Genomic DNA, 13,646 nt, shown 5'->3' on the forward strand with positions numbered 1-13,646 from the left:
GTGACTTCCACCCGAAACGCTCCCGCCGGCACGCTGCCGCGGGACGACTCGACCCGCGTGGTGCTGAGGCCCCGCTACGAGGGTTCCAACATCTGCACGTGGATCGGCTTCAAACACGTCAACTACCTCGTGGAGGAGGCCGTTCTCGACCACCTGCGGCAGCGCGGGTTCCCGGCCGGCGAGCTCTACGAGCGGTACGGGATCTGCACCGACATCACCGAGATCGACACCAGGATGTGGACGGCGTACCACATCGACGACGTCGCGGTCGCCACCGTCCGCCAGGCCGAAGGCCCCGGCCAGGAGCTGCGGTTCGTCGTGGAGATGATCGCCGACCGGGGCAAGCCGGTGAGGACGGTGACCGCCAAGGTCGGCGTGACGCTGCGGAAGGACGTGCGCGGCTTTCCCGCCGAGCCGGTGCCCGCCGAGCTGGCCGCACTGGTCGTGGATCGCATCGGCACCCCGCAGGAGCCCGTGGCGGCGAGCGGTGACGACGTGATCGCGCAACTCACCGAGAACCGCAACGCGTTCGGCTGGTCGTGGCGGGTGCCCTACCCGTACTGCCACTTCACCGAGCGCCTGCAGATGTCGGGCTACCTGCGGCTGATGGAGGAGGCGGTCGACCTCTTCCTCGCCGACCGCGGTGTCTCCATCCACACCCTGCTGAGCGAGCAGAACTGGATACCGGTCGTGCCGAGCTCCAGCATCACGATGCTGGACGAGGTCGGCATGGAGGAGGAGATCCACACGGTCTTCACCGTGGAGAACGTGTTCAAGCGGCTGACCTACACCGCCAGGATGGACTGCTACGTGCGCCGCGACGGCGTGCTGCGCAAGACCGCCACCGGCACGATCACCCACGGTTACGCGGTGATCGAGAACCGGCGGGACTGGAGCCAGGTCGACTTCGACGACAGGCTGCACGGCGCGTTGCTCGGTGACGGAGCGACATCATGACGGCCCAGGCCGCGCTCGCCGACCGCGACGGGACGCGCACCGCGGAACTGGTGCTGTCCAAGTGGTTCGTCGTGTCGCCGTACGGCGTGGGCAACGACCCGTTCGCCGACGGTGTCCTGTCCGGCCGCAGCGCGATCTCCGGTGTGGACAGGTCGCAGTTCGACGTGCCCTACGAGCTGGTGGGCCTGGTACCCGACTTCAGCGCCGCGAAGTACCTGGGCAACAAGGGAACGCGCCTGATGGACCGGCTCACCGCACTCGCGGTGACCGCGGCGGGCGGCCTGGTCGACCAGTGCCGCGAGGACCTCGTCGCCGACCCGGAACGAGCCGCGCTCGTGCTCGGCACCGGGTGGGCCAGCGTCCAGTCCATCATGGACACCACGCGTGACTCGCTCACCGGGGACAAGCCGTACCACGTCGACCCCGCCAAGTTCCCCAACACGGTGATGAACAAGGCAGCGGGCCAGAGCGCGATCTGGCACACCATCAAGGGGCCGAACACCACCATCTCCGGTGACTGGCTCACCGCACTGCTGACGCTGAGCTATGCGGCCAGGCTCGTGCGCGGTGGTCACTGCGACCGCGCGCTGTGCGGTGTGGCGGAGGAGTACTCGGCGCAGCGGGCATGGCTGGAGTGGCACGCGGGCAGGGCGGGCGGCGACGGCATGTCCGCGCTCGGCGAGGGCAGCGCGTTCTTCCTGCTGGAGTCCGCGGCCGACGCGGAACGGTCGGGCCGCACGCCTTTGGTCAGGCTGCTCGCCACCCGATTCACGGCGTTCGGCGCCCACGGTGACGCCGGTGCCGCGCTGCGGGACTGCGTCCGCGCCGCGTTGCGGCAGGCCGGGGTCGGTCCGGAGCAGGTGCGCGTGGTCGCACCCGCGAGCGCGGGCGCGGCCCCGGTGGAGAACGACGTGCTGACCGAGGAGTTCGGGGCGTCGGCACCGGAGTGGATCCGGAGCCGGCACCTGATCGGTGACGCGTCGGCGGCCTCGGCCGGGTTCCAGATCGCCGCCGTGCTGGCGGCGGCCGGGCGCAGGCCGCTCGGCCGCGACGAGGCGGCGGTGGTCACCACGATCGGTCGTGACGGCATGACCGGTTGCCTGGTGCTCGGTGGCTGCGGAGGTTCGTCGTGAACGGGTGGGACGTCCGGGTCGTGGGAGCGGACGGCCCGGTGGTGCGCGCGGCGGTCGACATCGATCCCGCCCACCCCGTGCTGGAGGGGCACTACCCCGGCTTTCCGATCCTGCCCGGCCTCTACCTGGTCGAGTACGTCCACTCGCTGGTCAGGGCTACCAGGGGCGTGCGTCGTCCGGTGGCGCTGGAGCGGGTCCGGTTCGCGGCACCGGTCTACGGCGGCGACACCGTGGACCTCGCCGCCGAACTGTCCGAAAAGGACGGCGTGCTGCGCTGCGCCGCCACGGCGTCGGTGGGGGAGCGGACCGTCGCCCAGATCCGGCTGCGCTATGCCACGGGAGGTGTGCGATGAACGGCGTCGCACGGATCAAACGGCTTATTCCGCACCGCTACCCGATCCTCCTGGTGGACCGGGTATCCGCGGTGGAGGTCGGCCGGACGTTGGTGGCGCACAAGGCGGTGACCGTCGCCGAACCCTGCTACCGGCACCTCGGCGACGACGCCGCCGAGGAGGACTACGCCTACCCGATCAGCCTGCTGCTGGAGTCGTGGGCGCAGGCCGCGGTGCTGCTCATCTGCTGGGAGCAGCCCAACCCCGACGTGCTGGCCGGCAAGGTCGAGCTGGCCGCGGGCATCAAGGGCGTCGAGCTCGGTGGGCCGGTGTTCCCCGGTGACGTGCTGGAGCACCGCGCGGAGATCCACCGCCTGGTCGACGACGCCGCTGTGGTCGGCGGCGCCTCCTACGTCGGCGGGCGCAAGGTGCTGGAGGTGGCACAGTTCACCGCGGCGCTGCGGGACTCCAGCGTGCTGGTGCGCGACAAGCCCCTGACGGGAGCACCGCGGTGACCGCGCGCCGGGTCGCGCTGGTGACCGGTGGCTCGCGGGGGATCGGACGCGCAGTCGTGACGCGCCTGGCCGAGGACGGCTGGGACGTCGCGTTCTGCTATCGCTCCAACGATTCCGCGGCGGAGCTCGTCGCGAAGGAAGCGGCCGGGTCGGGCGCCTCGGTGCTGGCCCGGCAGGTGGATGTGGCCGAGTACGCGGAGAGCAAACGGTTCGTGCGCGACACCGAAGCCGAGCTCGGCCCGATCCACGCCGTGGTCACCTGCGCCGGGATCGTGAAGGACAACCCGCTGGTGCTGATGTCCGAAAAGGACTGGAACTCGGTGCTGCGGGTGAACCTCGACGGCGTGTTCAACGTGTGCTCGGCCGCGATCTTCGCGATGGTCAAGCGCCGCGCCGGCACCGTGGTCACGATGTCCTCGGTGGCCGGCGTGCACGGCAACGGCACGCAGACCAACTACTCGGCCTCGAAGGCCGGGATCATCGGGTTCACCAAGGCACTCGCCAAGGAGTCCGGCCCGCGCGGCATCCGTGCCAACGTGGTCGCGCCGGGGTTCGTCGAGACCGACATGACCGCCGGGTTGCCCGCCAGGGCGACCGAAGGGCTCGCCGGGCGCATCCCGCTCGGCCGGTTCGGCAGGCCGGAGGAGGTAGCGGACCTGGTGTCGTTCCTCGTGTCGGACCGCGCCTCCTACATCACCGGCCAGGTGTTCGGCGTCGACGGCGGCCTGGTGATCTGACGCCACCGGAGGGGATTGGCATGAGCAGGAAAACGCCCAGGTTCTACTTCTCGTTGCGCAGCCCGTACTCGTGGCTCGCGTATCGGGAGCTGATGAGCCGGTTCCGCGACGTCGCGGAGTCGATCGAGTGGCGGCCGTACTACGAGCCGGACGAGCGCAGTGCCGGGCTCATCCGTGCCCAGGGGGCCGAGTTGCCGTACGCGGAAATGACGCGCGCCAAGCACTTCTACATCTTGCAGGACGTGGCGCGGCTGGCGAGGGAACGCGGCATCGAGGTCACCTGGCCGGTGGACAGGGATCCGGTGTGGGAGGTGCCGCACCTCGGGTACCTGTACGCGCGGCGGCACGGCAAGGGCCTCGGCTACATCGATGCGGTCTACCGGGCTCGGTGGGAGCAGGGCCGCGACATCTGCGACCGCGCCACCATCGCCGAGATCGGTGCGCTGCTGGAGCTCGACTCGGTCGCCGTCGCCAACGCCGCCGACGACGACGAACTGCGCGGCGAGGGTGCGGTCTCGATGGCGGAGGCCTTCCGGCACGGCGCGTTCGGTGTGCCGTTCTTCGTGCAGGGGTTCACCCGGTTCTGGGGTCTCGACCGGCTGGAGGCGTTCGCCGGCCACGTCCGGGCGAGGCAGGCCCCTGCGCAGGCGGAGCCCGAGGTCGTGACGGCGGCCGTCGGGATGGGCCGTGGCCCTGACGACGGGCACGCGGGCGGCTGCGGATGAGCGTGCGCCGGCCGGGGCCGCGGTGGGAGACCGCGGATCCCGGCCTCGCCACGGTGCGCGACCTGGCCCGTGACTTCTTCACCGCCGAGGTGCTGCCGCACCAGCTGCGGTGGCGGGCCGAGCGGCAGGTCGACCGGACACTGTGGACGGAGGCAGGCCGGCGTGGGCTGCTGGGCCTGAGCGTTCCCCCGGAGTATGGCGGGGCGGGCGGCACGGTGGCGCACGACGCCGTGCTCGCGGAGGAACAGGCGCGTGTCGGCGACACGTCGTGGGGGCTGAGCGCGCACGGGATCGTCACGCAGTACGTACTTCTGCACGGGACAGAGGAGCAGAAGTGGCGCTGGCTCCCGCGGCTTGTCACGGGCGAGCTGGTCGGCGCGCTCGCGGTCACCGAGCCCGGTGCCGGCTCCGACCTGCAGGCCATCACCACCCGTGCGTGCCGGGACGGCGAGGACTACCTGCTCAACGGCACCAAGACGTTCGTCACCAACGGCGGCCAGGCGAACCTGGTGATCACGTTCGTCGTCACGTCTGCGCCGGAGGAGCGGCAGCGCCGGATGTCCCTGGTGGTCGTCGAGGCCGACGGGCTCGCGGGCTGCCACCGCGGGCCGGTGCTGGACAAGATCGGCAGGCACGGCCAGGACACCGGCGAGTTCACCTTCGACGACACCCGTGTCCCGGCGGGCAACGTGCTCGGTGGTGCGGAGGGCCGTGGTCTGCGGCAGTTGCTGCCGCTCGTCTCCAGGGAACGCCTGCTGCTGGCGGTGACCTCGGTGGCGGCGATGGAGGCCGCGATCGAGGAGACCGTGCGGCACTGCCGGCAGCGCACTGCTTTCGGGCGCAGGCTGATGAAGTTCCAGAACACCCAGTTCGTCCTCGCCGACTGTGCGACCGCGGCCGCCGCGAGCAGGGCGCTGGTGGACGGATGCGTCGAACGCGCGCTCGCCGGCGAGCTTTCCATGACGGACGCGGCGATGGCGAAGCTGCACGCCTCGGAGACGCTGTGCGAGGTCGTCGACCGGTGTCTGCAGCTCTTCGGCGGTTATGGCTATCTCGCCGGCCAGCCGGTCGCGCGGGCATGGGCCGATGCCAGGGTCTCGCGCATCTTCGGCGGCACCAGCGAGATCATGAAAGAGATCATCGCGGCGTCACTGTAGTCATAGCCAATCAATCGGTCAGTCAATCCTGCTCGCGAGGCGCGGTGGATACTGCGTCATTCATCCTCATTCGCCACCCTTCGAACGGGTCATACCACCGTGGTATGTCGCCCAGTTGCCTGTGGTATTCGACACAGGCTGTTACTTCCGTATAGTGTGAACCAGGTCGTATTTGCCCGCGCCGTCCTGGAGCCGGGCCTGCGACTGCTCTGCGGGGGTGGAGCAATCAATGGGGGTCGGAACTGTGGTCACAGCTGAATCGGGGGTGCGCCCGGCCGATCATGTGATCAATGGTTCCGCGCTGAGGTGTGAAGAGGTGTCGCGAAATGGAGATTCGAATTCTCGGTTCGTTGGCAGTCACCCGTGAAGGGCAGGAACGTGAAATTGCTTCGGCGAGAGTGCGCACCGTACTGGCCCTGCTAGCGCTGCCGCCGGGGGTGCCATTGCCCGCGGCACAACTGGTCGAGGAGCTCTGGTCCGGCAAACCGCTGGGCAATGCGCGCAATGCGTTGCACGCGAACATCACCCGCCTGCGCAAGCTGCTCGAGTCGGTCACCGGGCGCAAGGGCGACGAGGTGCTGCGCACGGTGAGCGGCGGCTACCTGCTCGACGTGCCGAAGAACTGCGTGGACGGCTACCGGTTCCTGGACCTGGCCGAACGCGGGGCCGCCAAGGTGCAACGGCACCCGGCGATGGCCATTGAGCTGCTGGAAGAGGCGCTGCGGCTGTGGCGCGGGCCGGCGCTGCTGGACGTCTGCGACGGTGCGCGGTGCCGCATGGAGGCCACTCATCTGAACGAGAGACGTCTCAGCGCCCGCGAGGACCTGATCACGGCCAAACTTGCCAACGGCGACCAGCGCGGGGTGGTCCCCGAGCTCAACCTACTGACCGCGCAATATCCGGAACGAGAGCGTTTCAGTGAACAACTGATGATCGCTCTGTACCGCGACGGCAGGCAGACCGAGGCGCTCGACGTGTTTCATCACACCCGAAAGCGGCTGGCCAGCGAAATGGGGCTCGAACCCGGTCGCGGCATGCGGCAGCTGTATGAGGCGATTCTCGTCCAGGACAAGGTTCTCGGGTAGGTGGATCTCGTGGAATTTCGTATCTTGGGTCCGGTCGAAGTGCGCGGGGGCGACGCGGAGTTGACCCGTGACGGGGTCAAACCGCGCACCGTGCTCGCTGCCCTGCTGCTTTCCGGCGACAAGTTGATTTCAGATGAACAGATGTCGGACGTACTATGGGGCCCGCATCCGCCCGCGACATCCTACGCACAGATACACACCTATGTCTCACGATTACGAAAGATCGTGGGCAGCAGATCGGCCATCGTCCGGAGATCTCCCGGCTATCGGCTCGACATCGGCACCGCGCACTTCGACTTCGCCGAGTTCCAGAACGAGGCGGAGCGCGGCAGGACGGCGTTGTTCTCCGGCCGGTACGAGGAGGCGGCGAAGCGGTACCGGGCGGCGCTGCACCTGTGGCGCGGTCCCGCCCTCGCCGGGGTGACCGAGTACCTGGCCAGTTCGGCGGGTCCGCGGCTCGAGGAGGACAGGCTGTCCGTGCTCGAACGGCGGCTGGACGCCGACCTCGCGCTCGGCAGGGCCGCCGAGATCCTGCCGGAGCTGGCCCAGCTGGTCGCGCAGCACCCGTTGCGCGAACGGTTCCGCGCCCAGCTCATGACGGTGCTGTACCGGTGTGACCGGCAGGCCGACGCGCTCACCGTGTTCGACGAGGGCAGGCGGGTGCTCGCCGAGGAGTTCGGGATAGACCCCGGAGCGTTGCTGCGCGAGGTGCACCAGGCGATCCTCACCGGCACGCCCGCCCTGGTGTGGCCCGGCGCCGGGCCGGTGCCGCTGGTGCGCTGACAGGTCAGGCGGGCCGCCGCACCGCGAAGACTGTGTGGCGGCCACCGGGGTCCTCCCGCACAGTGACGTCGAACCCCTTGTTCCGCAACATCCCGGTCGTCGGAGCGAGCCGCCCCGCCGTCGGCGTGCCTGCCTCGTCGTGCACCTCCAGCACGAGCCGGTGCAGCATCGGCCAGTGCCGCTCCTCGATGCCGCGCAACACGTCCAGCTCAGCCCGCTGCACATCGATCTTCACCATGTCGACGCGGGGCAGCCCCAGTTCGTCGATGACGCCGGACAGCCGGCGCACCCGGCAGCCGAAGGTCTGCTCGCGGAAGCGGAAGTCGAGCAGCTCGCCGAGCAACTCCGCGTCATAGTCCACTTCGGACAACCGATCCCGGATGTACCGCTTCTCCAGTGCTGTGTCGGCATACTGCGTGGACATGGTGGAGTAGCCGGGGTAGTAGACGAAGGACACCTCGCGGTCGGCGTCGGAGAGTCCGTACGGCAGCACGGTCACGTCATGCGCCGAGACGTTGGCGCGCAGCTTCTCCAGCAACGGAGGCAACGGCTCGAACGCGTAGATCGATGCGGTAGGGCATTCCGACCGGGCGAACAGCGAGTACATCCCGATGTTCGCGCCGACGTCGAGCACGACCGACCCCGGCGGCAGCTCCACGCCAGGCGGAAGGTACGCGCGCCGGACGACTATCTCGTCATAGAGGTACTCGGTCTCGTGGCGGTTGACGCCGGCCACCTCGCCAGGGTCGATCAGCATCGTGCGTCCCCTCCAGTGCCGCAACCGGCAGCGTTTGCCCCGTATTCGGCGCTCAGACGAGGCGCCCTGCTGAGCGTCGAAGACGCGGCGAAGGTTGCCGGTTGCGGCACCAGCAGGCCGGCCACGGCGGCTCCGAGCGCGGTGGCCGGGTCACCGAGGTCGTGTGGGATGTCGAAGTGGTTGCGGTGGCTGATGACGAGCTCGTCGAGCCGCGGCGTGCGGGACGCGGCGGCGGCGACGAACTCGTCGTGCTGTCGCGCGAACTCCCGGGTCTCCACCCCGCCGCGGGCGACGACCAGTGGCGGCAGCCGGTCGGGCAGGTGCCGGATCGGGCTCAGCCGCGCGGCTTCCGCCGCGTCGAGCCCGAGCGGTTCGTTGACGTAGGTGAGCCGCAGCGGTTCGAGGTCGTAGACGCCGCTGAGCAGGATCGCGCTCGCGAGCGGCAGCTCTTCCCGGCACAGCGCCGCGACGACGAGGTGTGCGCCGGCGCAGTGGCCGGCCACGTGCACGCGGCCGGCCCCGAGCCTGGTGGCGTGGCCGGCGAGCCACGAGAGACCGCGGGCGACCTGCGTGACGATGTCGCCGAGCTGGTGCTCGGGTGCCAGGCCGTAGCCGAGAGCGGCGAACGCGACCCCCGCGGGCACCAGGTCCCGCGCGGGGAACGCCGAGTCCTCCTTGCTCAGCTCCTGCCAGTACCCGCCGTGCACGAACACGAGCAGCGGCGCGCCGGGGCGGTTCGCGGGGAAGAAGTCGAGCGTCTCCCTCGCCGCCGGGCCGTAGCGCAACCCTGACCGCACCGGGAGCTCGGTCCGCGCCGCCTCGCTGGTCCTCGCGTAGCCGTCGAGGAACAGCCCCAGATCGGGAACGAGGGAGCTCGGTGAGTACTGCCGGTCGAGCTCGGCCTGGTCGTAGTCGCGGTACACCGCCACGGAAAGCCCTTTGGTCAGAGGGTGGAGCGCGCGGCCAGCAACTCGGGGAAGAACCGGTGCTCGGACACCCGCCGCAGCCAGTCGACACCGTCGGTGCCACCCGTACCCGGCTTGTGCCCGAGGATCCGCTCGACCACGAGCAGATGTGTCGAGCGCCAGCGCGAGTGCAGGTAGCCCACCTCGGACAGCGCCTCGGCGAGCAGGTACAGCCGATGGTCGCGCTTCGGCTCGCGGTAGATCCCGGCCCAGGCCTCCTCGACCGCGGGATCAGGTTCGTACGGCTGGGCGTAGTCGGGGCGCTCCGGAATCGGTGCGCCACGCCTGCGCAGCACCGCGAGCGCGGCGTCGTACACGCTCGGCGCCCTCAGCGCGGCATCGACCTGCTCGTGCACCCACGCCACGGCGTTGTGCGCCTCGGCCATGCGGGGCGACTTGTGCCCGAGAGCGAACTCGAGCTGCCGGTACATGTACGACTGCAGCCCGGACGCCACGCCCAGCTCGTTGCGGAAACCCGCGAACTCGGACGCGGTGATCGCGCTGACCGGGTCCCAGCTCGCCGCCAGCAGCCGCTGGGTCCGCTCGACCCGGCGCAGATGCCACAGCGCCTCGTCGAGCAGGTCGTCGAACAGCAGGTCGCGCACGCGGTTGATGTCCGTGAAGAGGAGCTTGAACAGCAGCTCCTGGATTTGTCCCACGGTGTAGAAGGTCAGCTCCGCCGGCTCCCGCGTGCGCGGGTGTTGCAGACTGAGGAGCACATCGACGTTGTGGTAGTCGATGTAGGGCGTGGTGTCCGCGCTCGTGCGCCCGACGCTGAAGTCGAGCGCGGGCTCGCCGCCCGTGTGCTCGGCCCTGGCGCGGCGTTCGCTCTCGGTCAGCGGGGTATAGGCGCGAGGCTCGTACGTGGTCCGCTCGACAGTCACGAACCCGATTCTTCAGTCCGGGTCTGACATGGCTCTGATCTCCTGCTGACAGCGCCCGGCCGTCAGTGGGCTGTCAGACCGGTGTCAGCGGCACGGCCGATGCTGGGGGCGTGATCCTGGGGGAGAGCCGTCCGCTTCTGAACGACTCCGTGGTGCACCTGATCCGGGGTCACGCCGAGACCGGACCGGCGACCGTGGCGATCGAGCACGCCGGTGGCGGCTGGACCTATCGCGAGCTGTGGCAGCGTGTGCTGGAGATCGCGGCCGCGCTCGGTGAGAGCGGCGTGGAGCCGGGCGACCGGGTGGTGCTGTGGGCGAACCGGACACCGGACACCATCGCCGCCGCGGTGGCCATCATGGCGTTGCGCGCGGCGTACGTGCCGATCGATCCCAAGCACCCGGCCGAGCGCGTCAAAGCCATTCTGGCACAGGCGAAACCGGCCGCTGTCGTGGCGGACGGCCCGGTGCCGGGCGCGCTCGACCTCGCGGACGTGCCGAAGCTGGTGCGACCGCCGGAGCGTGACCTGCCGCGCGTGGACGACATCGCCTATGCCGTGTTCACCTCGGGTTCGACCGGCACTCCCAAGGGCGTGCTGATCGAGCACGGTTCGCTGGTGAACTACGTGGGGTGGTGCGGATCGCTGACAGGCCGGGATGGCACGGGCAGTCCACTGTTCGCGAGCCTCGGCTTCGACCTCGCGTTCACCTCGCTCTGGGTGCCGCTGGCTCAGGGCGACCGGGTCGTCGTGGCCAGCGGCATGTGGGACAGCGCCACGCTCTTCGGCCGGCCGGAGCCGTACTCCTTCCTGAAGCTCACGCCGTCGCACGCGCGGTTCCTGGAGCAGCTCGCGTCCCCGCCGGACTACCGGGCGCTCACCCGGCTGCTGATGTTCGGCGGGGAGGCGCTCGACCCCGGCCTGCTCACCGCGCTCGGCGACCGCCTGCGCGGGGTGCGGCTGGTCAACCACTACGGGCCCACCGAGACCACCATCGGTTGCTGCGCCTACGAGTTCGCCGCCGACCGCGTCCCCGCCCTGCCGACCGTCCCGATCGGTTCCCCCGCGTGGAACACCGTCGCCCACGTCGTCGACGACCAGCTGCGTCCGGCCAGGGAAGGAGAACTGGTCATCGCCGGCCGGCCGGTGGCCGCGGGGTACCTCGGCCTGACGAGTGACCGCTTCCTCGACACTCCCGAGCTGGGCGGCCGGGCCTACCGGACCGGTGACATCGTGGAGATGGTGGGCCCGCGGACGTTGCGCTACCTGGGGCGGCGGGACGACCAGCTGAAGATCAGCGGGCATCGGATCGAGCTGGGGGAGCTGCGGCACCACGTGCTCGGGGTGCCCGGTGTGGCCGGGGTGGCCTTCGAGGTGGTGCACGGCATGATCGACGAGGTCGAGGCGTTCGTCGTGCCCGCCGACCCGAGTGCGGACGGCCTCGCGCTGGCGCGTGCGGTGCGTACCGCGCTGCGGGGTGTGCTGCCGGAGGCGGTCGTGCCCGACGAGGTGCATGTGGTGCCACGGCTCGTCCTCACCGGCAACGGCAAGTGCGACGTCCGCGCGACCCGGTCTCTCGCCCTCGGCTAGCGCCTTTGTCGAAGCCCGGCCCGGCTGTCACGGACAAGGCTTCTGGTCCGGTGCCTAGAGGCTGTAGTGCTCGGCGACCCAGCTGTCGTCGTAGACGGTGTCCAGGTAGCGCTCGCCGAAGTCCGGTGCCACCGCCACGGCGGTGAGCGCGCGGCCGCCGTGCCGCCGCAGCCACTTCCCGGCTCCGCTGACCACCGTGCCGGTGGATCCACCGAAGAGGAACCCGCGCTCGGCCAGTGACCGGCAGGTCCGCACAGTGTCCACTTCGGACACGTGCACGACGTCGTCCACCAGTGACTCGTCGAGCAACGGCGGCCGGATGCCGGTGCCCATGCCGGGGATCAGGCGGGTCGCCGGGGGACCGCCGAACGCCACCGAGCCCTCGGTCTCGATCGCCACGACACGGGTCGACGGACGCGCCTCGCGCAGATAGCGCGCACACCCCATCAACGTGCCGGTCGTGCCGGCCCCCACGAACAGCACGTCGATCTCGGGAAAGCTCTTGATGATCTCCGGCCCGGTGGTCTGGTGGTGGGCCAGCCAGTTCGCCTCGTTCGCGTACTGGTTGAGCCACAGGTAGTCCGGACGCGCGGCGCAGAGTCTGGCGATGTGGTCGAGCCGGGCGCCGAGGAAACCGTGCTCCGGATGTGGCTCGCCGACCACGTGCACCTCGGCGCCGAGCGCTCGCATCAGCCGCACCGAGGCCGCGTTGCAGCGGACGTCGGTGACGCAGGTGAACGAGAACCCGTTGCTGCGCGCGACCATGCTGAGCGCGATGCCCAGGTTGCCCGACGAGCTCTCCACCAGCCTGGTGCCCGGACGCAGATCGCCGGCCCGCTCGGCGGCGGCCACCATCTCGACCGCCGCCTTGAGCTTCACCGAGCCGGCGAAGTTGAAGCCCTCGCACTTGAGGTAGAGCGGTACGTCCGGGCGCAGGTCCACGAACAGGTCGGCGACGTTGAAGTCCTGTGGACTGACGATGATCGGCACCGGAGCCTCAGTGGCGGTTCAGCTCGGCGAAGAAGCCCTCGACCGGCAGCGCCGTGCCGGCCCTGGTCACCTCGTCGTGCACGTGCCTGCCGACCGCGAGGTCCAGTACCCCGAGACCGAACGGGGAGAACACGAGCGTTCGCCCGTGCTCAGGCTTCAGCACGCCGGTCAGCACGTCGTACAGCGTGCCGGACACGAACGACCGGTCGCCGGTGAGCTGTTCGGCCAGGTGCACGGACGTGTTCGCGCGCAGGCAGTGGTCGATGTCGTCGACCACGTTGGCGGACTCGAGCACGACCTCGGGAGCCAGGTCGCGCAGGGACAGGTGCAGCACCAGTGGCGCGTGGGCGAACCAGGACGGGTCGGTGACATGCGGGGTGGCGGCCACGGTCGCGTAGACGATCAGGCCGGACGACCGGGCGAGCGACTCGGGGCTGTCGTGCACGACGATCCGCCCGTCGTGGCCGGACCGCTCCAGGTATCCGCGGAAACCCGCCGCCTGGGCGGGATCGAGGTCGTACAGCCCGATCTCGTCGAACGTCCACCCGGTGCCCGCCAGGTAGGTGTGCGCGTACCTGGCGATCAGCCCGGTGCCGACGATCCCGAGTCCGCGCGGCCGGTCGTGGCCCCTGGTGAGCACATCGGCCGCCAGCGCCGCGGACGCCGCGGTCCGGGCGGCACTGATGATCGAGCCCTCCAGGCAGGCGAAGGGATAACCCGTCGCGGGATCGTTGAGCAACAGCACGGCGGACGCGCGGGGCAGCCCCGACGCGATGTTCTCCGGGAAGCTCGACACCCACTTGATCCCATCGACAGCCGCGGTGCCGCCGATCGACGCGGGCAGCGCGATGATCCGGGCCGACGGCCGGTCGGGGAAACGCAGGAAGTAGGACGGAGGGTTGACGGTGTTGCCGTCACCGTGCACCCGGTAGGCCTGCTCCACCAGGTCGACGACCTGTTTCTCCTTGCCTGCCAGGGCATCCCTTACCTGTGCGCCGGGGATCACCACGAACTCGGGGACCGTCATCTTCCTCGCCGCT

The 13,646-nt window shown here is 70.0% G+C and carries 15 protein-coding genes; 10 read left to right on the forward strand and 5 right to left on the reverse strand.

The features are described 5' to 3' along the window. The 9 genes from BLR21_RS23420 to BLR21_RS23460 all read left to right on the forward strand — a co-directional run bounded on the left by BLR21_RS23420 (position 1) and on the right by BLR21_RS23460 (position 7,424). Positions 1-957, forward strand: a complete 957-nt coding sequence (locus BLR21_RS23420; protein ID WP_176929755.1) for a thioesterase family protein — start codon at positions 1-3, stop codon at positions 955-957. After that, positions 954-2,090, forward strand: coding sequence for a beta-ketoacyl synthase N-terminal-like domain-containing protein (locus BLR21_RS23425; RefSeq protein WP_176929756.1), 1,137 nt, complete (start codon positions 954-956; stop codon positions 2,088-2,090). Before BLR21_RS23420 ends, BLR21_RS23425 begins: the two co-directional genes overlap by 4 nt. Next, positions 2,087-2,443 (forward strand): 3-hydroxyacyl-ACP dehydratase FabZ family protein, encoded by a 357-nt coding sequence (locus tag BLR21_RS23430; protein WP_090008235.1) that lies wholly within the window; start codon positions 2,087-2,089, stop codon positions 2,441-2,443. The genes BLR21_RS23425 and BLR21_RS23430 overlap by 4 nt, the downstream gene beginning before the upstream one ends. After that, positions 2,440-2,937 (forward strand): 3-hydroxyacyl-ACP dehydratase FabZ family protein, encoded by a 498-nt coding sequence (locus BLR21_RS23435; protein WP_090008237.1) that lies wholly within the window; start codon positions 2,440-2,442, stop codon positions 2,935-2,937. The genes BLR21_RS23430 and BLR21_RS23435 overlap by 4 nt, the downstream gene beginning before the upstream one ends. After that, positions 2,934-3,674 (forward strand): 3-oxoacyl-[acyl-carrier-protein] reductase, encoded by a 741-nt coding sequence (fabG, locus tag BLR21_RS23440; RefSeq protein ID WP_090008239.1) that lies wholly within the window; start codon positions 2,934-2,936, stop codon positions 3,672-3,674. Before BLR21_RS23435 ends, fabG begins: the two co-directional genes overlap by 4 nt. Before the next feature lie 20 nt (positions 3,675-3,694). Next, a complete protein-coding gene (locus BLR21_RS23445; RefSeq protein ID WP_090008241.1) occupies positions 3,695-4,399 on the forward strand; it encodes a 2-hydroxychromene-2-carboxylate isomerase in 705 nt (234 codons plus the stop codon). Continuing rightward, positions 4,396-5,556: an acyl-CoA dehydrogenase family protein gene (locus BLR21_RS23450; protein WP_090008243.1), complete on the forward strand. Its 1,161-nt coding sequence runs from the start codon at positions 4,396-4,398 to the stop codon at positions 5,554-5,556. Before BLR21_RS23445 ends, BLR21_RS23450 begins: the two co-directional genes overlap by 4 nt. 326 nt (positions 5,557-5,882) lie before the next feature. After that, complete coding sequence (locus BLR21_RS23455) at positions 5,883-6,641, forward strand: AfsR/SARP family transcriptional regulator (RefSeq protein ID WP_090008247.1); 759 nt, start codon at positions 5,883-5,885, stop codon at positions 6,639-6,641. Between the two features lie 225 nt (positions 6,642-6,866). Beyond that, positions 6,867-7,424 carry an AfsR/SARP family transcriptional regulator gene (locus BLR21_RS23460; RefSeq protein WP_256334885.1) on the forward strand — a complete coding sequence of 186 codons (558 nt, stop codon included), beginning with the start codon at positions 6,867-6,869 and terminating at the stop codon, positions 7,422-7,424. Positions 7,425-7,428: 4 nt separating this feature from the next. Here the strand turns inward: BLR21_RS23460 and BLR21_RS23465 are convergent, their stop codons facing one another. Genes BLR21_RS23465 through BLR21_RS23475 form a run of 3 tightly spaced genes read right to left on the reverse strand, consistent with a single transcriptional unit; the run spans position 7,429 to position 10,030 of the window. Then, positions 7,429-8,181 carry an FkbM family methyltransferase gene (locus BLR21_RS23465; RefSeq protein ID WP_090008249.1) on the reverse strand — a complete coding sequence of 251 codons (753 nt, stop codon included), beginning with the start codon at positions 8,179-8,181 and terminating at the stop codon, positions 7,429-7,431. Next, complete coding sequence (locus tag BLR21_RS23470) at positions 8,175-9,110, reverse strand: alpha/beta hydrolase (protein ID WP_090008250.1); 936 nt, start codon at positions 9,108-9,110, stop codon at positions 8,175-8,177. Before BLR21_RS23470 ends, BLR21_RS23465 begins: the two co-directional genes overlap by 7 nt. A gap of 14 nt (positions 9,111-9,124) precedes the next feature. After that, a complete protein-coding gene (locus BLR21_RS23475) occupies positions 9,125-10,030 on the reverse strand; it encodes a tryptophan 2,3-dioxygenase (protein WP_218130943.1) in 906 nt (301 codons plus the stop codon). 110 nt (positions 10,031-10,140) lie between these two features. On the opposite strand from BLR21_RS23475, the gene BLR21_RS23480 reads away from it, so the two are divergent. Continuing rightward, positions 10,141-11,616: an amino acid adenylation domain-containing protein gene (locus tag BLR21_RS23480; RefSeq protein ID WP_176929757.1), complete on the forward strand. Its 1,476-nt coding sequence runs from the start codon at positions 10,141-10,143 to the stop codon at positions 11,614-11,616. A gap of 54 nt (positions 11,617-11,670) precedes the next feature. Here the strand turns inward: BLR21_RS23480 and sbnA are convergent, their stop codons facing one another. Then, positions 11,671-12,606 carry a 2,3-diaminopropionate biosynthesis protein SbnA gene (gene sbnA, locus BLR21_RS23485; RefSeq protein ID WP_090008254.1) on the reverse strand — a complete coding sequence of 312 codons (936 nt, stop codon included), beginning with the start codon at positions 12,604-12,606 and terminating at the stop codon, positions 11,671-11,673. Positions 12,607-12,613: 7 nt separating this feature from the next. Continuing rightward, positions 12,614-13,633 carry a 2,3-diaminopropionate biosynthesis protein SbnB gene (sbnB, locus tag BLR21_RS23490; protein WP_090008256.1) on the reverse strand — a complete coding sequence of 340 codons (1,020 nt, stop codon included), beginning with the start codon at positions 13,631-13,633 and terminating at the stop codon, positions 12,614-12,616. Positions 13,634-13,646 lie beyond the last annotated feature (13 nt).

The sequence above is a fragment of the Lentzea albidocapillata subsp. violacea genome, assembly GCF_900100275.1.
In the GTDB taxonomy this organism is placed as follows: domain Bacteria; phylum Actinomycetota; class Actinomycetes; order Mycobacteriales; family Pseudonocardiaceae; genus Lentzea; species Lentzea violacea.